Source organism: Kamptonema formosum PCC 10802 (genome assembly GCF_000332335.1).
Taxonomy (GTDB): domain Bacteria; phylum Cyanobacteriota; class Cyanobacteriia; order Cyanobacteriales; family Oscillatoriaceae; genus Oscillatoria.
The window spans coordinates 6,218,841-6,238,310 of record NZ_KB235948.1; the positions used below are offsets into that span (position 1 = coordinate 6,218,841).

At 54.6% G+C, this 19,470-nt stretch carries 20 protein-coding genes; 10 read left to right on the forward strand and 10 right to left on the reverse strand.

Annotated elements, in window-relative coordinates; genetic code table 11:
• Positions 1-737: 737 nt before the first annotated feature.
• The 3 genes from OSC10802_RS0127400 to OSC10802_RS54930 all read left to right on the forward strand — a co-directional run bounded on the left by OSC10802_RS0127400 (position 738) and on the right by OSC10802_RS54930 (position 3,927).
• The gene (locus tag OSC10802_RS0127400) at positions 738-3,158 is read left to right on the forward strand and encodes a bifunctional serine/threonine-protein kinase/ABC transporter substrate-binding protein (RefSeq protein WP_071593363.1); all 2,421 of its coding nucleotides are present in this window, start codon (positions 738-740) and stop codon (positions 3,156-3,158) included.
• A gap of 206 nt (positions 3,159-3,364) precedes the next feature.
• Positions 3,365-3,586 carry a response regulator gene (locus tag OSC10802_RS54925; protein ID WP_071593364.1) on the forward strand — a complete coding sequence of 74 codons (222 nt, stop codon included), beginning with the start codon at positions 3,365-3,367 and terminating at the stop codon, positions 3,584-3,586.
• An 8-nt stretch (positions 3,587-3,594) separates the two neighbouring features.
• On the forward strand, positions 3,595-3,927 hold the full coding sequence (locus OSC10802_RS54930) for a PAS domain-containing protein (protein ID WP_017719978.1): 333 nt from the start codon (positions 3,595-3,597) through the stop codon (positions 3,925-3,927).
• 29 nt (positions 3,928-3,956) lie between these two features.
• Here the strand turns inward: OSC10802_RS54930 and OSC10802_RS0127415 are convergent, their stop codons facing one another.
• The 3 genes from OSC10802_RS0127415 to OSC10802_RS0127430 form a co-directional block, all read right to left on the reverse strand.
• Positions 3,957-4,568: a J domain-containing protein gene (locus OSC10802_RS0127415; RefSeq protein WP_017719979.1), complete on the reverse strand. Its 612-nt coding sequence runs from the start codon at positions 4,566-4,568 to the stop codon at positions 3,957-3,959.
• Positions 4,569-4,704: 136 nt separating this feature from the next.
• Positions 4,705-5,289: an ATP-dependent Clp protease proteolytic subunit gene (locus tag OSC10802_RS0127420; protein ID WP_026098869.1), complete on the reverse strand. Its 585-nt coding sequence runs from the start codon at positions 5,287-5,289 to the stop codon at positions 4,705-4,707.
• A 142-nt stretch (positions 5,290-5,431) separates the two neighbouring features.
• Positions 5,432-6,091, reverse strand: coding sequence for an ATP-dependent Clp protease proteolytic subunit (locus OSC10802_RS0127430; protein ID WP_017719982.1), 660 nt, complete (start codon positions 6,089-6,091; stop codon positions 5,432-5,434).
• Positions 6,092-6,223: 132 nt separating this feature from the next.
• On the opposite strand from OSC10802_RS0127430, the gene OSC10802_RS0127435 reads away from it, so the two are divergent.
• Positions 6,224-7,465, forward strand: coding sequence for a vWA domain-containing protein (locus OSC10802_RS0127435; RefSeq protein WP_017719983.1), 1,242 nt, complete (start codon positions 6,224-6,226; stop codon positions 7,463-7,465).
• Between the two features lie 323 nt (positions 7,466-7,788).
• Positions 7,789-8,442: a DUF4241 domain-containing protein gene (locus OSC10802_RS0127440; RefSeq protein WP_017719984.1), complete on the forward strand. Its 654-nt coding sequence runs from the start codon at positions 7,789-7,791 to the stop codon at positions 8,440-8,442.
• 31 nt (positions 8,443-8,473) lie between these two features.
• Here the strand turns inward: OSC10802_RS0127440 and OSC10802_RS54935 are convergent, their stop codons facing one another.
• Complete coding sequence (locus tag OSC10802_RS54935) at positions 8,474-8,641, reverse strand: DUF8622 domain-containing protein (RefSeq protein WP_017719985.1); 168 nt, start codon at positions 8,639-8,641, stop codon at positions 8,474-8,476.
• 42 nt (positions 8,642-8,683) lie between these two features.
• Positions 8,684-9,763, reverse strand: a complete 1,080-nt coding sequence (locus OSC10802_RS0127450) for a PIN/TRAM domain-containing protein (RefSeq protein WP_026098870.1) — start codon at positions 9,761-9,763, stop codon at positions 8,684-8,686.
• Between the two features lie 192 nt (positions 9,764-9,955).
• Here OSC10802_RS0127450 and hemW point away from each other — a divergent pair, with 192 nt between their 5' ends.
• On the forward strand, positions 9,956-11,263 hold the full coding sequence (gene hemW, locus OSC10802_RS0127455; RefSeq protein ID WP_017719987.1) for a radical SAM family heme chaperone HemW: 1,308 nt from the start codon (positions 9,956-9,958) through the stop codon (positions 11,261-11,263).
• Between the two features lie 359 nt (positions 11,264-11,622).
• Positions 11,623-12,351, forward strand: a complete 729-nt coding sequence (locus tag OSC10802_RS0127460; protein WP_017719988.1) for a rhomboid family intramembrane serine protease — start codon at positions 11,623-11,625, stop codon at positions 12,349-12,351.
• 256 nt (positions 12,352-12,607) lie between these two features.
• Here OSC10802_RS0127460 and OSC10802_RS0127465 read toward each other — a convergent pair whose 3' ends face one another.
• From OSC10802_RS0127465 to OSC10802_RS0127485, 5 genes are all read right to left on the reverse strand, one after another.
• Positions 12,608-12,922, reverse strand: coding sequence for a DUF1830 domain-containing protein (locus tag OSC10802_RS0127465; protein WP_017719989.1), 315 nt, complete (start codon positions 12,920-12,922; stop codon positions 12,608-12,610).
• A gap of 225 nt (positions 12,923-13,147) precedes the next feature.
• Positions 13,148-13,390, reverse strand: a complete 243-nt coding sequence (locus OSC10802_RS0127470; protein ID WP_017719990.1) for a DUF7219 family protein — start codon at positions 13,388-13,390, stop codon at positions 13,148-13,150.
• Between the two features lie 155 nt (positions 13,391-13,545).
• Positions 13,546-13,920 carry a hypothetical protein gene (locus tag OSC10802_RS42065; RefSeq protein ID WP_017719991.1) on the reverse strand — a complete coding sequence of 125 codons (375 nt, stop codon included), beginning with the start codon at positions 13,918-13,920 and terminating at the stop codon, positions 13,546-13,548.
• A gap of 46 nt (positions 13,921-13,966) precedes the next feature.
• Positions 13,967-14,341: a DUF1816 domain-containing protein gene (locus tag OSC10802_RS42070; RefSeq protein ID WP_017719992.1), complete on the reverse strand. Its 375-nt coding sequence runs from the start codon at positions 14,339-14,341 to the stop codon at positions 13,967-13,969.
• A 159-nt stretch (positions 14,342-14,500) separates the two neighbouring features.
• Positions 14,501-14,851, reverse strand: coding sequence for a histidine kinase dimerization/phospho-acceptor domain-containing protein (locus OSC10802_RS0127485; RefSeq protein WP_017719993.1), 351 nt, complete (start codon positions 14,849-14,851; stop codon positions 14,501-14,503).
• A 243-nt stretch (positions 14,852-15,094) separates the two neighbouring features.
• Here OSC10802_RS0127485 and OSC10802_RS0127490 point away from each other — a divergent pair, with 243 nt between their 5' ends.
• The 3 genes from OSC10802_RS0127490 (at position 15,095) to OSC10802_RS53340 (ending at position 19,104) form a co-directional block, all read left to right on the forward strand.
• On the forward strand, positions 15,095-17,512 hold the full coding sequence (locus tag OSC10802_RS0127490; protein ID WP_017719994.1) for an NACHT domain-containing protein: 2,418 nt from the start codon (positions 15,095-15,097) through the stop codon (positions 17,510-17,512).
• Between the two features lie 319 nt (positions 17,513-17,831).
• Entirely contained in the window at positions 17,832-18,875 is a 1,044-nt protein-coding gene (locus OSC10802_RS0127495) for a chemotaxis protein CheB (protein ID WP_017719995.1), read from the forward strand.
• Positions 18,862-19,104 (forward strand): hypothetical protein, encoded by a 243-nt coding sequence (locus OSC10802_RS53340; protein ID WP_017719996.1) that lies wholly within the window; start codon positions 18,862-18,864, stop codon positions 19,102-19,104. The genes OSC10802_RS0127495 and OSC10802_RS53340 overlap by 14 nt, the downstream gene beginning before the upstream one ends.
• The last annotated feature ends 366 nt before the right edge of the window (positions 19,105-19,470 follow it).

The following is a 19,470-nucleotide window of genomic DNA, read 5'->3' on the forward strand; positions in this document are numbered from 1 at the left end:
AGCACCCCGCTTTGTTTAACAAACCAGGTTCTCGAAACCTTCAAGCTTCACTATATCTCTACCCTCTTTGATTTGCCCCGGTCTGACTGGAGAAATTCTGGCTCGCTTCCGCGATTCTTTAAAATTGCTCTTGACAGCCGTGCGGTGAGGGGATATGCAAAAGTCCGCGCCAGAGCCCTGCTGACAGGGGGCTCGCCAAAATTAGACAAGCTAGAGAGAAAAAAGGGTGGCCAGTAGGGAGCCGGTTTAATCCAGCGCCCGATTAATGTCGCTGCTTTCCTAGCTTAACTGGGAAGATGTGGTTCCGGGCGTGTCCCCCGACTGCTGCCGGTGGGCGCAAAAGCCCGCTCCCACTGCGGAGAATGCCAGGGGAGATCGGGGGGCTTGCCACACAGCGCCGGCGTTTGGTAACATTAGATACTGTCAGCACCCCGATACAATTCCTGTCGGGTGCGATCACCCCCATTTGAGAGCGAAGCTGCTGTGGTAGAATTTTGCCAGAATCCCACCGGCGCTGAGGCAAAAACAGTAAGCGCGTGTTTGTAAAGAAAATCAGAGCCCCCAAGGGGCAGTCTCCCTGTGCTCCCCGCCCTGCCACGGGGGCTTATCTTCCCCCCCTCTTTTTTTGGGGGGCTAGGGGGGCTACTCACAACCCTTGACAGCGGTTAATATTCTTTTAAAGGCCAGCACTTACCGCTCTTGCGCCCACTCCAAAGCTTAATAAAATGTAACACCCTATGCCCTATTGCATCAACCCTCAGTGCCGGTATCGCGACAATCCGAACCCTGACGAATGCGGAGCTTCGTGCCACTATGAATTGCTCAGAAGTCAGCACGGATATGAGGTAGTCAGATGCCTGCGCCGTTCCAATGGCCACAATGCGGGGATATTTGAAGTCAGGCATCAAGACCGGCTTGAACCGCAAGTTATGAAGGTTCTCCGCGACAGCGGCTCCGACAGCAATCCGCAAAATCATAATTATTATGTTACGCTGTTTGAGCGAGAGGTGCAAGTTTTACAGAATATGAGCGATCCAAAAGTTGTCATATTTCATGAATCCTTTATTTTATCGCCTCCCGATGCAATCGAGAGACTGCACTGCTTAGTCATGGATAAAATAGCGGGGAATAATTTGCAGGAGTGGGTGAAGGAGCACGGGACAATTCCCGAAGAACAAGCCATAGATTGGCTCCGACAGCTAGCCGTGATTTTGTCACGGGTGCATCAAAAAAATATTATCCACCGGGATATCAAGCCTTCCAACATCATGCGCAGCGAACCCAGTGGCGAACTGGTACTGATTGACTTTGGCGCAGTTAGAGAGGTTACGGAGACAGTGATTCGCCGGCAATACGCCACGATAATTGTTTCAGAGGGTTACACCGCGCCCGAGCAAAAACAAGGAAAAGCCGTTCCGCAATCCGATTTCTTTTCCCTCGGGCGCACTTTGGTCTATCTCCTAACGGGGGAGGAACCGAAAAATATGGTAAATAACCAAAACCCAAACAAGATAAACTGGCGAGGCAAAGCGCCCAAACTCTCGCGGAATCTAGCCGATTTTATTGATAAACTGATGTCGCCCGAGATTAAAAATCGGCCTCAAAATCCGCAAGAGATTTTGCGGTTTCTGAAAGCGCTTGAAAATAAGCGACCGAAGCCGATACCTCCTGAAACGCAGCAGAAGACAGAGGTTGAACACAGGGGTGCGCCTCACTACAAACTGCTTGCCGGCAGTGGGGCGCTGCTGGTGCTGGTACTGGCAGCAGCAACCGGCGGGTGGTATATCACTGCACCGGGCGGGTGTTCCAAAATTTGGCTCAGGAGTTTTCCTAAAGGCGACGATCTGAGTTGTGGGGAAGAAATCCTGATTCCAGATGCTCAGATGCCGGCAAAGCAAAGCGGGGTGAGTGCCTTTGCTGATGGCAAGTACAGCGCAGCGATTAAGTGGCTAGAAGCGGCGTGGAACAAGCGGCGCGATCCCGAAACTTTGATTTACCTGAATAATGCCCGACTGATGGGGGAAAACGCTCACACGATCGCTGTTGTCGCACCCATCACCAACAACGCGGACAACGCGCGGGAAATTTTGCGGGGAGTCGCCCAAGCTCAAGATGAGTTCAATCGCGGGCAAAAAAAGATTAATGGCACAGGTTTGAAAGTGCTGATTGCGGATGATGCCAATGAGCCTAATAAAGCTAAACCCATTGCAGAGGCGCTGGTGTCGAAAGGCGACATTTTAGCCACTGTCGGTCACTTTTCTAGTGACACAACTCTGGCGGCACTGCCTGTCTACCAGCAGCACGAGTTGGTCTTGATTGCTCCAGCCAGCACCTCAGTAGACCTTGTACATTACGGCAAAATTCCCAATCACGTTTTCTTCCGCACCGTACACAGTGATTCCGTAGCTGCCCCAGCTTTAGCTGGCTATCTGATCAACCGCGCCCAGCAGAAGAAAGCGGCAGTCTTTTACAATCCCCAGAGCAATTACAGCCGCTCTTTGCGGGAGATATTCCGCTCTAGCTTCCTGGGGAGTGGCGGAGAAGTCATAGAGGAGTTTGATTTGTCTGACTCCTCCTTCGATAAGGTTTCTGCCATCAACCAGTCGCAGAAAAAAGGAGCGACAGCGCTTATCTTATTTCCGGATAGCCAGAAAAGTCAAAATTCCTTTGGCCATACGTTAGAGGTGATTGAAGCCAATCAGGGACGTTATTGGATGATGGGAGGAGATAACCTTTACAATTCGGAGATATTAAACTTCGTAGGGGCAGAGGCGGCGAACCGCTTGGTGGCGGCTATTCACTGGCACAGTTCCGGCAGTCCTAACCCAAATTTTCCCAAAGCCGCTAAAGATTTGTGGGGAAAAGAAGTCAGCTGGCGCACGGCTTCAGCCTATGACGCCACTCGCGCACTGATAGCGGCTTTAGCAAAAAAACCTCAACCGAACCGTTCTGACGTGCGGCAAGCTTTATCGGCTCCCGATTTTGAAACTACCGGCGCTACGGGGACGATTAGTTTTGACGGCGGCGAACGGAAAAACCTGAGCGTACAGCTGGTGACAGTAGTGCGGGATAAATGCTATACAGGTGGTTATATCTTTGTCCCGGTAGACGCTTCCGAAGACAGTGCCGAGAAACCGGAGTGCACCGGCAGCCCCTAAGATAGGCTTTATAAAGTAATTTACTGGTATAGCAGCAGTCATATTGGTTAGAACAATAGAAGCTTCGGGAGCGGGGGAGCAAGGGAGGCTGCTTACTGCTATATAGACGTAGGGCAGGCGTCCCGCCCCCCCAGAAGGTCTAATGTTCTAAGCTAAGTGCATACTGCTATATCAGCCGCATCCTCAGCAAGGCGGGATTCGAGGTTGTGGGAGCCGCCACCGGCTCGGAGACACTCCGCCTAGCCGCGCAGCAGCCCGATTGGATTGTTCTGGATATCCATCTTCCGGATATGAACGGGTTTGAAATCTGCCGGCAGCTGAAAGCAGACCCGGAAAAAAATCAATACCTATTATACACCTGTCAGCCAGTTTTGTCAAGAGTGAGGACAGAGTTCAGGGGCTGGACGGAGGTGCGGACGGCGACCTGACTCAGCCGGTGGAGCCGGCAGAACTGATCGCCACGATCAATTCCCTGCTGCGGCTGCGCCAGGTGGAGGAGGGGGCGCGGGTCGCGGCTCAACAGTGGCAGACCACCTTCGACGCCATCTGCGACGGGGTTTGCCTGCTCGACTGCGAGGGAAAGATATTGCAGTGCAACAGGGCGATGGCGGAGCTGTTGAACTTGCCGGTGGGGGACATCCTCCGCCGTTCCTATTATTCCTCACCGGTCAATTTGGGATGCCCGGATGCCCGGATTTTAGATTTTGGATTGGGCATTGGCGTTCCCCTAAACCCTAACCCCAAATCTCTAAATCCCCTAATCCCCTAATCCCGGCCCAAATCCAAAATCCAACGCCCTTAAAAAATCTGCTCCAGTTTGTGAAAATCGCGTTTCACTTCTTCCCAAAGCGAGCGATTGTGAGGGTCAGTGCGCAGGGCTTTTTTCAGGTAGATTCTGGCCTTATCCAGCTGTCTCTCTGCAATGAGCTGACGCCCCCAGCGCTGATAGGCAATAGCTTGCCACTGGCGCACTTCTGGGTCGTGGGGGATGCGCTGCGCCAGAGCTTCCACCAGAGCGATCGCCCGGGGAAAGCGCTGGTATTTGAGCAACTCCTGCAACTGCAAATAAGAGTTCCGCTTCAGCTGCAGCTCAACGTCTGACAGCTGGGGATTTTCTTGAAACTTCGGCGGTTTGCGCGTCACCTTTACTGCCGGTGGCGGAGTTTCGCTTGACGGTGAGGCGCTGGGTGGTGTATAGTGGTGCGGCTTACTGTCTTCAGACTGGGTGCAAACGTCGAGCAAGATTTTGTAAGCCTCGTGCAGCTGGATAAACTTCTCGTGCGCTTGCCGGTTGCCAGGGTTGGCATCCGGATGGTACTGTCGCGCCAGACGCCGGTAAGACGCCTTAACCTCCGCCACACTCGCTCCCGCTCTCAACTCCAGCAGTCGATAGCACTCTGCAATCTTCATTTCCCTCACACCACACAAAAAATGGCAGAACCTAGCTGAAGATTCTGCCATTTTTAACGTTTCTCAGCACAGGGAAAGCAAAAACCCGGTTTCTTGAAGCCAGGGGATTGCTCAACCTGTGGCCCTAGACAGGGCCCTACTCAATCACCCGGTCGATCAGGCCGTACTCCTTAGCTTCCTGAGCGGACATGAAAAAGTCGCGGTCCATGTCCTTCTCAATCTTTTCCAAAGACTGGCCGGTGCGGTCGGCGTAGATTTGATTGAGCTGAGAGCGGATGCGCAGGATCTCCCGCGCCTCGATCTCGATATCGCTCGCTTGGCCGCGCGTGCCGCCGGAAGGCTGGTGGATCATGATCCGCGAGTGGGGCAGGGCCAGACGTTTGCCCTTCGTGCCGGCAGCCAGCAGGAAAGAGCCCATCGAGGCAGCCAGCCCCACACAAATCGTCACCACATCTGATTTAATGTGCTGCATGGTATCATAAATTGCCATGCCTGAGGTGACGTAACCGCCTGGGGAATTGATGTAGAGGATAATATCCTTACCGGCATCTTCCGAATCCAAGTATAGCATGACGGCGATGATTTGGTTTGCCAGTTCGTCGTCAATGTCTTTGCCGATAAAAATAATCCGCTCCCGGTAGAGGCGATTGTAGATATCAATCCACTGGGTGTAGGAATCCCCGGGCATCCGGTAGGGAACTTTAGGTATACCAATAGGCATGGTGCGGCACTCCGTTTTTGAGTGGGGACTAGGGGGATTTTAGATGAGTTCTCGCTCCAGAGCGAGCGCCAGGAAGCGAGAGTCAGGAGGCGTTTCTTGGCCTTCGGAACCGGCATTCTTTGCGCCGGTGCCGGCAAAAGGCTCAGATAACACCGGCAGGCAGCGGTTTCGGCTGTTCGGCCTTGTCTTCGAGAACGCGGTCGATGAGGCCATACTCTTTGGCTTCGTAGGGCGTCATGTAGAACAGCCGGTCCATGTCCTTAGAGATTTTCTCTGGCGGCTGGCCGGTGTTGCGCGACAGGATATCCAGCATAGTCATTTTATTGGCCAGAACTTCCTTAGCGCGAATTTGAATATCTGTCGCTTGGCCGCGAGTGTAGCTCTTGGGCTGGTGCAGGACAATAGAGGCGTGGGGCAGACTGGCGCGGCAACCTTTTGTCCCAGCTGACAGCAGCATAGCAGCCATGCCCATCGCCATGCCCATGCAGATGGTGTGCACCGGCGGCTTAATATACTTGATCGTGTCGCAGATGGCAAAGGCTTCCGTTTCAAAGCCAATCGGATCGCCGCTGTAGCTGGAAGTGCCCGTAGAGTTGATATAAATCTTGATCGGTTTCTCTGGGTCTTCGTACTGCAAGTACAGGAGTTCTGCGACAATCAGTTCCGTTACCGCCGGCACCAAAGGCATGCCCAGATAGACGATTCGCTCCTTGAGCAGCAGGGAGGGCAAATCTGGGGGCGGGGTGCGGTAGTAGGCATCCCCGTAGTAGGGCGATTGAACAGCCTGGATGGGTAACTTCATACCGATTGGTTGCCTGAGATTGTGACGCTATCCTTAACATAGTAGCGTGACCCCGGGGAGGACAGGGAAGGGGACTCCATCGGTTGAAACCCGTCCCGACAATATGGGGGCTACCCACAGTATGGAGGATTTATGAAAGTTGGCCTGCAACCGGCACTCAATGATGCCAATCTCGACGCGGCGCAACCCAGCAGCCAGCGTCAGCTGTCGATTTCCGTCTCTGCGATCGCGGACACCGCTGACCGGTCTGTCCCGCTCAATCTGTGCCTGATACTCGATCACAGCGGCTCGATGAGCGGGCGTCCCCTGGACACCGTGAAAAAGGCGGCGCACCGGCTGGTGGACCGGCTCAATCCCGGCGACCGGCTCTCCGTGATCGCTTTCGACCACACGGCCAAAGTCATCATCCCCAACCAGCCGATCGAAGATCCCGCCCGCATCAAAAAGCAAATCGACCGGCTGCACGCCGAAGGCGGGACAGCCATTGATGCCGGCCTGAAACTGGGGATTGACGAACTGGCCAAAGCCAAAAAAGACACCGTCTCCCAAGCCTTTCTGCTCACTGACGGCGAAAACGAACACGGCGACAACAACCGCTGCTTGAAGTTGGCCCAGCTGGCTGCCGAATACAAGCTGACGCTCAACACCCTGGGATTTGGCGATCACTGGAACCAAGACGTTCTAGAAAAGATTGCCGACGCTGCCGGCGGCACCCTGGCCTATATTGAGCATCCGGAGCAAGCTGCCGATAAATTCGCCCAACTGTTCAACCGGCTTTCTGCGGTGGGGCTGACCAATGCCTACCTGCTGATGTCCCTGACTCCCAAAGTGCGGCTGGCGGAACTCAAACCCATCGCCCAAGTTGCCCCCGACGTGATTGAACTGCCGGTGCAAAGGGAGGGAGAGCGAATCGCCGTCCGCTTGGGTGACTTGATGAGGAACTCTCCGAGGGTGATTTTGGCTAACCTTTACGTCAGCCAGCTGCCACAAGGCCGGCAGCCGGTGGCCACCCTGCAAGTGCGCTACGACAACCCCGCCGATCGCCGCGAAGGGCTGCTCTCCGAACTGGTGCCGGTGGATATCAACGTCCTAACTGCATACCAGCCCGCTCAAGACCCCCAAGTCCAGCAGCACATCCTGGCTCTTGCCAAATACCGGCAAACCCAGCTCGCCGAACAGAAATTGCAGCAAGGCGACCGTTTGGGTGCCGCAACCATGCTGCAAACCGCTGCCAAAACCGCACTGCAAATGGGCGACAAGGGCGCAGCAACCGTCCTGCAAAGCAGCGCCACCCAGCTGCAGCACGGCGAAGAACTCTCCGAAGCCGACCGCAAAAAAACCCGGATTGTCTCCAAGACAGTTTTGCAGCAGTAGAAAGTCGGGTGCGTTCCCCCCGGGAACGCACCGGCATTTCCCAAGGTTTGTAGTTGGGCTTCAGCCCACAGTTTGTAGTTGGGCCTTAGGAATGAACCGCCAAGATGCCATAGACGCGCCAGCGGCTTCCCGCAGGGTAGGACGCCAAGAAGGAAGAAGAAAGAGGAAGAGGGATGAAAATAATTGTTGAGGAATTAACTGGAGATTGTATAGCGTGAGAGGCACGAGGTAAAACCGGCACAGCCAGCTGAGGGACTTTCCCAGACGAAACCAGTGGGAGCGAGAGAAAATCCAAAATCCAGAATCTAAAATCCAAAATAGGTATGAGAATCCCTAATTATTTCCGATTGTTTCAAAAAGTGCGGACATTCAATACAGCTGCCGGTGAGCTGACTTTAACCCCCAAAAACATTGGGAAATTAGTGTTACCTATCGGCAAATTAGTGGCTTGCGATCCCATTTGCAGGCCCGAGTCAGAAGCCTTCACCCCGAAGCTAAAACCGGGACGTTATCCCGTTATTTTGTGCTTTGCCGACTCCCCAGCGTATGGCGGGAGCAAAATTGCTTGCGCTATGCTCCGCCTCAAGAATATTCCACCGGTGCGGTGGGAGTTGGCGACTTCCCCTCATCAAGACATAAGGACCCTGAAAAAAGGACAGTATTTTGGCTACCCGGTGGACTCTGGAATGGGCTGTTTTATGGACGCAGGTGCCGCTGATGTGCTGATTGACGGGATAGAACTAGGAAATTTCCAAGAAGATTTCGCCGACCGGGTTATTGACGCCATGAGCGAATCTGAATGGGGAAATTTTCTTATTGATGACTTGAACGGGGCCAATGTTATTGCATTTTCTTCTGGTTTGGGTGACGGCATTTACGTAACCTATTTCGGATACGGTGCTGCCGGCGAGATTGTTTGCGCTGTCACGGACTTTAACCTGTTTGACGCGGATGAGGCGGAGGCATTGTTTGACTGAAATTGAGAGCCGGTGAGGTGCGGCGCACCCCCTATCGCTTTTTCCGCGACTTCCAAGTGCCCCCGTAAACATAAAAAGGATTGTCCTGACTGACCGCCGGCCCGCACTGGGGGCAGACAAAAAACCAACGCCCCGACTCGTCGTACCGCACGCGATACAGAACCGGGGCAGATTGATTGCAGCGATCGCAAAATTTCACGCAAATTTTACTCGAATTTCGCGAGCCATCGCCTCTGAACCGTCACGCCATCACGGAAGCGTAAGGGCGGGCAAAAATCATCCGACCGGCAGATGTCTGCAGGGAAGACGTGACCACAACGCGCAGTTCGCCGCCGATATGGCCGCCGCCTTCTTCCACAACCACCATCGTGCCGTCTTCCAAATACCCAATTCCCTGCGCCGGCTCTTTCCCTTCCTTGAGAATCTTCAGGTCGATGCTGTCTCCCGGCAGATAAGTCGGGCGCACAGCCTGCGTCAGGTCATTAATATTGAGCACCGCGATTTTCTGCACCTTGGCGACTTTGCTGAGATTGTAGTCATTCGTCAGCAGCGTGCCGTTAATTTCTTGGGCGAGCCGCACCAATTTGGCGTCCACCGTGTGCAGGTCTTCGTAGTCCGCTGGGTGAATCACAATCCGCTCTGGATAAGTTTCCATCAGCCGCTTCAGGATGTCCAGCCCCCGCCGCCCCCGCACCCGCTTTTGGTCGTTGGAGGCGTCTGCCACCAGCTGCAATTCCTGCAGCACGAACTGCGGCACCAGAATTTGGCCCTCAACAAACCCCGTCCCCAGCAGCTGTTCAATGCGACCGTCGATAATGCAGCTGGTGTCGAGCAGTTTAGTCGAAACCGGCTTCAGCGTCCCCTCCGCCACCAGCAGGCTTTCCACGCTGTGGGGATTAATCAGCCGCAAAAAGCCGCGCCCGTGGGTGTCCGCCAAGTTGACCCCAGAATAGGCAAAGATGATGCTGCCCACAACCGCCACCAGGGGCTTGATAAACGCAAAATCCTGGGGAATCGGCAGCAAAAACAGCGGTGCCAGCATTAAGTTGGCCACCAGCAGCCCCAGCACCAGGCCAACCGAACGGGTCAGCAGGACTTCCACCGGCATTTGCCGGACTTGCGCTTCGACGCGCCGGTAGGTCGTCTGCGCCCACAAGCCGGCAGCCGCCCCAAAAATGCCGCCAAAAACGGCGGATACCGACCGCAGCGCTTCTAGATTCGTCACCTGCTGCATGGCGCTGCTCGGCAGCATGTCTATGCTGTAAAAACCGATTCCTGCTGCTGCTAGGATACATGAACTTACAATGATTACATCAAGCATCGTTTTAAATGGATAGATTTCAGTCTCGCCCCCTGAGGGAGGAATTCAAAGAGCGATTAGCGCTTGACTAATCGCCAAGCTAGTATATGCTTTATTATATCCTTGAGGACTTTCGCGCTCTGTGTCCTGAATACCCGTCTCCTTAAGTCAAGATTCCCGCCAATCCCACCCATATCTCCTTGTTTGCCTGCCGTGGATACCGCTGAGCTTCTTTCTACCACCTTACCCGCTCCCGCGAGCACCGGCATCCCTCGTTCAGCTTATCTTCACATTCCCTTCTGCCGCCGCCGCTGCTACTACTGCGATTTCCCCGTCTCTGTCGTCGGCGACCGCAAAAATGGCGACACCTCCGGCACCATCCAGCACTATGTTGGCGCACTTTTGCTGGAGATTAGCATAACTCCAGCTTTTTGTCAACCCCTGGAAACAATTTTTTTCGGGGGCGGCACTCCGTCGCTGCTGTCGGTTGGCCAGCTCGGGCGCATCCTGGACGCGCTCCACCGGCAGTTTGGTATCGCCGCCGGCGCTGAGATTTCCATCGAGATGGACCCCGGCACCTTTACCCTCGAACAGCTGCAGGGCTACTGCAGTGCCGGTGTCAGCCGCATCAGCGTTGGCGTCCAAGCGTTTCAGGACGAACTCCTCCACCTGTGCGGGCGATCCCACACGGTTTCCGACATCTACGCTGCGGCGGACTTGCTGCGCCGTGCCGGTGCGGACAACTTTAGCCTCGACCTGATTTCCGGACTCCCCCACCAAACCCTGGATCAGTGGCGGGCTTCCCTAGAAGCCGCCGTGGCCCTCGGGCCGGCCCACATTTCTACCTACGACCTGATTGTAGAGCCAAAAACCCCCTTCAGCCGCTCCTACCAGCCGGGGGTGCAGCCCTTGCCCTCCGACGGCACGGCAGCCCAAATGTACCGGCTGGCGCAGCAAGCCCTCACCGGCGCGGGTTACGATCACTACGAGATTTCCAACTACGCCAAACCGGGCTACCAGTGCCGGCACAATCGGGTTTACTGGGAAAATCGCCCCTACTACGGTTTTGGCATGGGCGCGACCAGCTATGTTGGCGGGCACCGCCTCACCCGCCCTCGCAAGACATGGGAGTACAGCGAGTGGGTGCAGTCACAAGCAGAAAGGCGATCCCCCCAACCCCCCTTACAAAGAGGGGCTGTAGAAACTGCGATCGAAGATGCCGGCACCTCAGATTCCGATATTCTGCTGGAAACCCTGATGCTGGGGTTGCGCTTGGCAGAAGGGGTGAGCTTGCCAGCTTTTGCCGAGCAATTTGGCACCGGCACCCTGCAAAAGATTTGCCAGTGCTTGCAGCCTTACTGCCGGCAGGGGTGGGTGGAAATTGTCGGGGGTGACGGCGTGCCGGTGGCTGTATCCGACTGCCATCAATTGCCGGCACAAGGCTGGCTGCGCTTGAGCGATCCGGAAGGTTTTTTGTTTTCCAATACTATTCTAGCAGCTCTGTTTGGCAAATTTAGCTAAGTGAAAAATTTGAAAATGAACCGCCAAGACGCCAAGAGCGCCAAGGGAAGAGTGGAGAGATAGTTAAGATGTTGGTGAACTCTACTTTCTTTGGGCTAAAGCCCAACTACGAACCTTTGGGCTAAAGCCCAACTACGAACCTTTGGGCTAAAGCCCAACTACGAACTTTTGGGCTAAAGCCCAACTACAAACCTTTGGGCTAAAGCCCAACTACAAACCTTTGGGCTAAAGCCCAACTACGAACCTTTGGGCTAAAGCCCAACTACGAACCTTTGGGCTAAAGCCCAACTGCGAACTTTTGGGTTAAAGCCTAATTACAAACCCATGCGATCGTGCCCTATGCCCCACGCCCAAACAATATGATTCCCATTGCGGACAATATTATAACTCGCAATCGTTTCAATGTCAATTATTTGCTCATCGGGCTGACAGTGGCGCTGTTTTTGTGGGAGTTGAAACTGGAAGCTGCCGGTAAGCTCACCGATTTTCTGCTGTTGTGGGGAATTGTTCCCCAGCAGTTGAGTGCGGTGGCGGCAGAGGCAATCGGGCAGAAAAACCCCGCTGCTTGGTTTGTTTTGCTATTCATGTCCGCTCGCTCCCTACTGGGCGCAATGTTTCTCCACGGCAGCTTTAGCCAAATTTTGGGCAATCTCCTGTTTCTTTGGGTGTTTGGCAAGAGTGTGGCGGATATTCTCGGAAGCGGGCGATTTTTGCTGCTCTATTTGCTTTGCGGCGCGCTCACCGGCACCGCCCAAATTCTGCTCGATCCGGCTGTTGCGGTGCCGGTGGTGGGGGCGAATGGGGCGGTGGCGGGTATTTTGGGAGCGTATCTTTTAAGCTTTCCCAAGGCAAAAATTGACAGCATTCTGCCGCTGGTTATTTTATATATTCCTGTGCAGCTGCCGGCGCTTTTCTATTTGCCTTGGTGGTTTGCTCAGCAGGCGTTTTATGGGATTGGGCAGCTGGAGGTTGCCGGTGGCGTCAATTCGGGAGGGATGGTGTTCTGGGCGCAAATTGTGGGGCTGGCAGTTGGGGCTGCCTTGGTGCCGGTGATGGCAAAGCGCAAACCCAACACCGCAATTTATTAAGCTCAGGACTTATGCAGCGACCTCAATTGTGTGGTGGGTTACGCGCTTCGCGTTCCCCACCCTACAGATAGAGTGGGAAAAAGGAGGCTCTGACTTAAAAATAGTCTGGGAGGGGCGACACCCCCGCGCTCCCCCCTCCCCGGGGAGATGATGCTCAATGCTCAATGCTCAATGCTCAATGCTCAATGCTCAATGCTCAATGCCCAATGCCCAATGCCCAATGCCCAATGCCCAATGCCCAATGCTATATCAAGCATCAAGCTGGCTTTTCTGCCAGCATTTCTCTGTTCTCCGTCTCGCGCTTTAGCGGAATTACTTCGCAAACTTGCAAGCGAGCGCAAGGAATCTTTTGTGACAGGATAATATTCGCCGGCTTGGCGGAGTGAATTTCTAGCAAGTCCTCTGGTTTCGCTTCAAACATCAAACGCTCTCCCGGAAAAATAACCCGGTCACAAAACCCATTTGTAAGCTGCGGAACTCGAACAATTTGAATGCGCTCTGTCACGTTAATATAGCAGCAGAGAATGGCAGCGCTGCTCTCAGCGCTGAGAAGATCGTAAATGTGAATCATAGCGGCAAATCCCCCTGGATATCGGTGGCTGTTCTTTTCTCAGAAAACCTGGCTGATATTCAGCACGAATCGGTTTGTTGCGGGAGCTGAGCCCACCGGCAACCTCTGAGCGCTGCAAGCACGGAGCCTGCTGTCGCTAATTTTACATTAAATTGGGAGTGCCAGCTTGCCAGCGCTCCTCGGGAAGAGGCACTGGTCAGCCGGCACCAAAGGCTTGGACTTCGGCTACTCAGTTGGAGCCGGCATTTCCCCAATATCGAGCTGCTTTTTCGCCTGTTTCAGCTGTTGCCAAAGCGCCCGGATTTCTTGATAGGCTACTTCTGGAGCGATTTTGCCGCCGGTTTGCAGACAGCAGATATAGCTGACCTTTTGAGAAAAGTCTTGCAAATTGGCATTGAAGGCCAGATTCTCTGGCGTAAAGTGCCCGAAATAGCGACTGCGCTGGTAAATAAAATCACAGGATTTCATTTTGACCTCTTCTATCTGACCTCTTCTGTCTCACCTGTCTGCTAACTATTTTACCGACTTGGCGAAGCTAAGCGCGAATTTGATAGCGCCTCGCTCCAGAAGTTTACGCGCGGTAACTTCCAGAAATATTTGGTCCCGAGCCAGACGGGTGCCGCCTAAAAATTAAAAGCCGACAGGTGCCCCCCCGCGCTTCTCATTTTTAATGGGAAGATATCCGGGGAAATAGAAAGTGTTAGCCAAGCAGCCTTTTCGCGGAAAAGCTGCTGAATTCCTCGGTGAATGTGAGCTTCTATGCGCAATCGCAGCTCTAGAGATCGGTAGGGAAACTTTGGCGGGGATAGGGGTTTGTTTGTCTCGATCTCATCCCTAGAGAAGACCGCAAGTCTCCTGAGAACATACGCTATTAACTCTTCGCGCAGCTCACAATTGGCGAAAGCGTCTTTGTAGGGGAAATCGGGATATTGATCCAGGGCCATTTCAATTTCCTCGCTCACTACTCTCACCACTTGACTGACTATTTTGTCGTTCATTTTCCCTGTTTTTCGCTTGCTAGTGGTACTCTAGGCGCTTTAACGTTCAGGAGGAGACGGCTCCCGGCTCCCACTGAGACACAGGAGGCTTGGAAGACTGGAAATATTTCTCTTTTGTTTCCCATTTCACCCGCTCCGGAGCGCAATTCCAGCCTCCGTCCGAAACCTGTACCTCTTCCCCATCGATGGTGAGAGCCAGCGGCTGGCACTGCTTAATCTCGAAGGAAATTCCTTCAACCCCCTCCTGTTGCAGGTCTTCCACGTAACCGGCGCAGGCAAGTTCGGCTTCCTTGGCACTCAAGAAAGGCCCAAAATAGTAGGTGCAGGAAGGCCGGTCGGTAAGAATTTCCAGCCACCACGCCAATCCTAATTTTTCTAAGTAAGACGTAAAAACCTCTTCGATCCTTTCTGACAATTCCATAGCCTTTCCTCATCTTTGTACTCAACTGTTCGCTCTCTTATCCTACTGCCAGGAACTTTACTGTTAGCGCTCTCACAACCTCCTCTCACCTAACCCGACACTCAGGAAATATGCCATCTCCGCCTTTCTCCCCCCTGAGGTGGCGTAAAAAACGCACCTTCACTTTTTCTTTAGTTTCTTAGGATCTGGGCGGTTTGAAGCCCCGCTAGAATAGTCATTATTCGGCATTATCCCCGTCTCGCTGAGCAGCTGGTTCATTTCTCTGACCGCATCTTGAATGCGCTGAATATATTTCATGTTTTCCGCAACTGTCCACTGATGGTTGTAAACTTCGAGCAATTGAGCCGAAAGCAGGATCACCGTCAGCTGAGTCCGCAGCTCCTGGGATATCGTCGTGGCGCAGCCGGCTTGGAGCTGGCGGATTTCTCGGTGTAGCACGTCTTGCCATCCCGGACTTTCCCCGAAACGCACCGGCACCGCTTCCAGAACTGTTGACTCTCTCGCATCCATATCTGCACCGTTCGCTTATAAAACTGTTTTTTTCACGCTTACCATTCAACCTAACAGCCGCCTGCGTGAAATCAAGCCTGTGCAAGGGGTTGACTCCTGTATGAGTTTGTGTGATTTGTATGATTTCGCTGTTTTCGTTACAATTATTTACAATAAGCGGTGCGGGAGTTCCGCTAGGCTACAAGAGGGATAAGAATCGTAACATTAAAATAAAATAAAAACTAGCCCTCTATTGGTATAAGTATGATAAAGCGGTCACTCCAGGCATCTCCCGAAGGTGCGCTCCGAGCCAAGCAGGCGGTGGCCCGCAAGGGATGGACGCAACAGGACTTAGCCAATGAAGTGGGTTTAAAGACTCGCCAGCCAGTGGGCAAATTTTTTGCCGGCTTGCCGGTGGACCGTCGCGTCTTTATAGAAATCTGCTTTCAGCTGGGGCTCGACTGGCGGCAGATTGCTGGCCTGCCGGCAGAGGGTCAAGCGCAGCAATCCTCTTCGCCCACCGCGACCGTCGTGGCTGTCGCGCCCCTGGTGCGACAGGCGCGCGCCCTCTGCCACCACAAAATTGCCGACCAGTGCGGCACGTTGCGGATGCTGGACGTTGCCCGCCCAGTAGACATAGGAGATATTTACATCGATGTCAATATCCTCGAAGAAATCACCAGCCGCCGGTGGCTGGACATCTCTGACCTGCTGCAAAACTTCGACCCAACAGAAGATGAATTTGACCGCTTGGGCCTCGGGCAGGTGCGCCAGCAGCGCGTGCCCGCCCTAGAAGCCATCTCCAGATACCCCAAACTGATGGTGCTCGGCAAACCCGGTGCCGGTAAAACCACCTTTTTGCAATATGTGGCCATGCAGTGCAGCCAAGGGCAGCTGATGCCCGACCGGCTGCCGGTGTTTGTGCGGCTTAAAAACTATGCCGACGACGCTGGCAAAACTCCCCCCCCGGAAAGAGAGGGGCGAACCTTCACCTCTCTGGAGGACTACATCAGCGAAGAACTCTCCGGCTGCGGCGTCTCGCCCGACCTGCTGGAAACCGCGCTCAAGCACGGCAAAGCTTTGATTTTGCTGGACGGCTTGGATGAAGTCCCTGAAGAGGACAGCGAGGAAATCCTCAAACAAATCCGCCGGTTTTGCCAGCACTACTACAGCAACCACTTCGCCATCAGCTGCCGCATTGCCGCCCACAGCTACCGCTTTGACGGCTTCACAGAAGTTGAAGTCGCCGATTTCAACTCCGCACAAATCGAAGCCTTCGCCCAAAAGTGGTTTGTCGCCGCTGCCGGCAAACTGGCAGACGGACCGGCACTGGCGGCCCAATTTATCGAGCAGCTCAAACGACCCGAAAACAAGCAAATCCGAGAGCTGGCCACCACGCCCCTGCTGCTCAATCTCGCCTGCTTGGTGTTCAGCGCCAAAGCCGATTTCCCCTCCAACCGCATCAAGCTTTACCAAGAAGCCCTGGCCATTTTGCTCGTCAAATGGGACTCCACCCGAGGCGTTCAGCGACAAGATTATTACCGCTACTTGCCTCTGGCGGAGAAAATTCAGCTGCTCACCCACCTGGGAGCCACCACCTTTTTTGCCGGCGAATACTTCTTCGAGCAGAGCAAAATCCAGCAATACATCGCCGACTATCTCGCCACCTTGCCCAGCGCCCCAAAAGACCCAGTGTCCCTGCAGCTCGACAGTGAAGCAGTGCTGAAAGCCATTGAAACCCAACACGGCTTATTAATCGAGCGGGCGCGGCGAATCTACTCCTTCTCTCACCTCACCTTTCAGGAATACTTTGCCGCTGCAAAAATCGCCGCCGCCTCCGAACTGCTCACCCTCGCCAGACATGCCGGCGACAAGCGCTGGCGGGAAGTATTTTTGCTCGCCGCCAGCATGCTGCGCCCAGCAGATCCCCTGCTGCAGCAAGCGAAACAGCACACCGACACCCTCGCCGCCTCCGACGAGAAACTGCGGGAATTTCTCCGCTGGGTCAACCACAAAGCCCTCTCCCTCCAGGGGCGGGGCAAACCGGCAGCCGCCAGGGCCTTTTACTTTTCCCTCGCCCGCGCCGCCGACCATTACCTGGCCGGTGGGCTCACCCTTGGCCCGCCTAGCTGTCCTTTTCCCAACTTCCCTTACTTTCCCCTCTCCCTCTACCTTTCCCTCGCTCACAATCTCGACCGCGAATTGGCCAAGGTCAATTCTGCCGGCAGCCTCTATACCGCCCTCAACTTTAACTTTTCCTCTCACCGCGAGCTGGAGAAGGTCGAGCCGGTGTTTGAAAAGGCCGTCAGCCGGCTTTCCACCCTGGAGAAAACCCTTGAGTTTGCCCTCGAACTTGACCTGACCCCCCAGCGCGACAGAGCCAGTGAATTGCAGCGCTTGCTGCAAAAGCTGAGAACGGAACTCCCCAACCTTGAGCAAGACCTGGCAAACGTTAAGGCGTGGTGGGTTTCTGCCGGTCAAGCCTGGATTGAAAAGTTTACATCCGCGATTGATCAGTACAGTTCTGCCGGCGTGCACTGGCAGTTCAGCAAGCAGCAAAAACAAGCGATCAAAGATTACTATGAAGCCAATAAATTGCTTGTAGACTGCCTCAATAGCGACTGCCAGGTGACGCAGGCTGTCCGCGAGCAGATAGAAAATAGCTTGCTCTTAAGTTCGTGAGCGATATCTCACGACACCGGGTTTCTTTAAGAAACCCGGTGTCTGGCCCTCAGCAGTAGGTGCGTTCCCTAAGAGGGAACGCACTCTACCCCTGGAGAGAGAGCGGGCTAGCTTTTCTATTTTTTTACAATTGACCGCTCAGCCTGAACAGTTAAAATCACCATTGAACTGGATTTCTTGTCGCGCCCCAGCACCTAAACCGCAACCTTATGCTATAATAGGAAAAAAATTACTTAGCACACGAAAATCGCTGGCAGGCTGCAGAGTCCTCCCGCGCCGGCACTAACCGGGCGATTCAAAACGCCCTGAGGAAAGAAAAATGCCCGGACACGATATCATCGTCATTGGAGCCTCCGCCGGCGGGGTGGAAGCCCTGAGCACACTAGCCGCCGGTTTGCCAGCAAACCTGCCAGCTGCGCTCTTTGTCGTTCTTCACATCCCCCCGCACGCGGCCAGCGTCCTGCCCCAGATTCTCAGCCGCGCCGGCACCCTGCCAGCCTCCCACCCCATTGATGGCCAAGCAATTCAGCACGGGAGGATTTATGTGGCACCCCCAGACTTCCACCTGCTGATGAAACGCGGCCACATCCACTTGGCCGGCGGGCCGAGGGAGAACGGCCACCGGCCCGCCGTCGATCCACTGTTTCGCACCGCAGCGCGGATCTACGGACCGAGGGTGGTGGGGGTGGTGCTGTCGGGAAATCTCGATGACGGCACCGCCGGTCTGCAGGCGGTGAAACTGCGCGGTGGCGTGGCCATCGCCCAAGAGCCCGGGGAGGCGGTCTATTCAGGAATGCCGCGCAGCGCCTGCGAGAATGTCGGGGTCGATTGGGTGCTGCCGGTGTCACAGATTGCCGCCGTCTTGGCGCGACTGGCGAAGGAGCAGGTGGAAGAGAAACCAGCAGGAGCGGTTTCCAAAGATATGGAAATAGAATCGGATATGGCGGAACTGGATATCGGCGCTGCGCAAAGCAACGACCGGCCTGGCAAGCCCTCGCAATACGCCTGTCCGGAGTGCGGCGGTGCCTTGTGGGAGCTCAGCGAGGGAAATCTGCTGCGGTTCCGCTGCCGCGTCGGTCACGCCTTTTCCGCAGAGAGCCTGCTGGCAGAGCAGTCCGAGGCGCTGGAAGAGGCCCTGTGGACGGCGTTTCGCGCTCTCAGGGAGAGCGCCGCTCTGGCCCGCCGGATGGCGGGGCGGGCCGGCGAGCGCGGCCTGAGCCGGACAGTGGCAAACTTTGAAAAGCAAGCCCAGGAGGCGGAGCAGCGAGCCGAAATCATCCAGCAAGTGCTTGTCAGCCAAGACGCTACTCCAGTAGAGGAAGCTGCGCTGAGCGACGAGTTTCAGAGCGATGAAAGCGCTTAAAATTTTGGATTTTGGATTTTGGATTTTGGATTTTGGATTTTGGATTTTGGATTTTGGATTTTGGATTCTCTCGTTCCCAGCCACCCTGACGGGAAGCCTGCGGCTACAGGCAGGGAACGCAATCTGGAGGCTCTGCCTTGAAAAGGTTTGTAGTTGGGCTTTAGCCCTACCGAATCTACCGCCGCCCTTGCAAGTTTTCATTGATGGCGGTGTGCGCAGTTCATCGTGACTGCCTCCTTTGGGCAGATAGGAAGATTAAAAGCCTAACAGCTCAGGATTTTTTATACTAGCTGAAAAAGCTTTCCCGCCCTTTTTTTCCATCCAAAATCCACGCATCCAAAATCCATGCATTGCCATCAGGGGCGGGGCGGCGAGATGCCGGTCAGTGCTGAAATCGCCTCTCTGCTTGTCCTAAGGGTCCTAAAAAATGTGCGCGCCCGCCGGCAACCCTTGCTTGTGGGCGCGGAATGAGCTAGCGACGGGGGTGAAAGTGCGCTGTGTCGCCTCTGTACTTTGGCGGCAAGTCAGGTAAAATTAAAGAAGGCACCCACTCCCGTCTGCCTCAACCGATTCCTGGCTGCGAGGCTAACAGCGA

Excerpts from the sequence above, each read along its gene's own strand:
- OSC10802_RS53340 (WP_017719996.1), top strand. The coding sequence starts at position 18,862 with ATGAAAGCGCTTAAAATTTTGGATTTTGGATTTTGGATTTTGGATTTT.
- OSC10802_RS0127495 (WP_017719995.1), top strand. The coding sequence starts at position 17,832 with ATGCCCGGACACGATATCATCGTCATTGGAGCCTCCGCCGGCGGGGTG.
- OSC10802_RS0127490 (WP_017719994.1), top strand. The coding sequence starts at position 15,095 with ATGATAAAGCGGTCACTCCAGGCATCTCCCGAAGGTGCGCTCCGAGCC.
- OSC10802_RS0127465 (WP_017719989.1), bottom strand. The coding sequence starts at position 12,922 with ATGATTCACATTTACGATCTTCTCAGCGCTGAGAGCAGCGCTGCCATT.
- OSC10802_RS0127420 (WP_026098869.1), bottom strand. The coding sequence starts at position 5,289 with ATGCCTATTGGTATACCTAAAGTTCCCTACCGGATGCCCGGGGATTCC.
- OSC10802_RS0127400 (WP_071593363.1), top strand. The coding sequence starts at position 738 with ATGCCCTATTGCATCAACCCTCAGTGCCGGTATCGCGACAATCCGAAC.
- OSC10802_RS0127470 (WP_017719990.1), bottom strand. The coding sequence starts at position 13,390 with ATGAAATCCTGTGATTTTATTTACCAGCGCAGTCGCTATTTCGGGCAC.
- OSC10802_RS0127460 (WP_017719988.1), top strand. The coding sequence starts at position 11,623 with ATGATTCCCATTGCGGACAATATTATAACTCGCAATCGTTTCAATGTC.
- OSC10802_RS0127440 (WP_017719984.1), top strand. The coding sequence starts at position 7,789 with ATGAGAATCCCTAATTATTTCCGATTGTTTCAAAAAGTGCGGACATTC.
- OSC10802_RS0127450 (WP_026098870.1), bottom strand. The coding sequence starts at position 9,763 with ATGCTTGATGTAATCATTGTAAGTTCATGTATCCTAGCAGCAGCAGGA.
- OSC10802_RS0127415 (WP_017719979.1), bottom strand. The coding sequence starts at position 4,568 with ATGAAGATTGCAGAGTGCTATCGACTGCTGGAGTTGAGAGCGGGAGCG.
- OSC10802_RS0127430 (WP_017719982.1), bottom strand. The coding sequence starts at position 6,091 with ATGAAGTTACCCATCCAGGCTGTTCAATCGCCCTACTACGGGGATGCC.
- OSC10802_RS0127435 (WP_017719983.1), top strand. The coding sequence starts at position 6,224 with ATGAAAGTTGGCCTGCAACCGGCACTCAATGATGCCAATCTCGACGCG.
- OSC10802_RS0127485 (WP_017719993.1), bottom strand. The coding sequence starts at position 14,851 with ATGGATGCGAGAGAGTCAACAGTTCTGGAAGCGGTGCCGGTGCGTTTC.
- OSC10802_RS42065 (WP_017719991.1), bottom strand. The coding sequence starts at position 13,920 with ATGAACGACAAAATAGTCAGTCAAGTGGTGAGAGTAGTGAGCGAGGAA.
- OSC10802_RS42070 (WP_017719992.1), bottom strand. The coding sequence starts at position 14,341 with ATGGAATTGTCAGAAAGGATCGAAGAGGTTTTTACGTCTTACTTAGAA.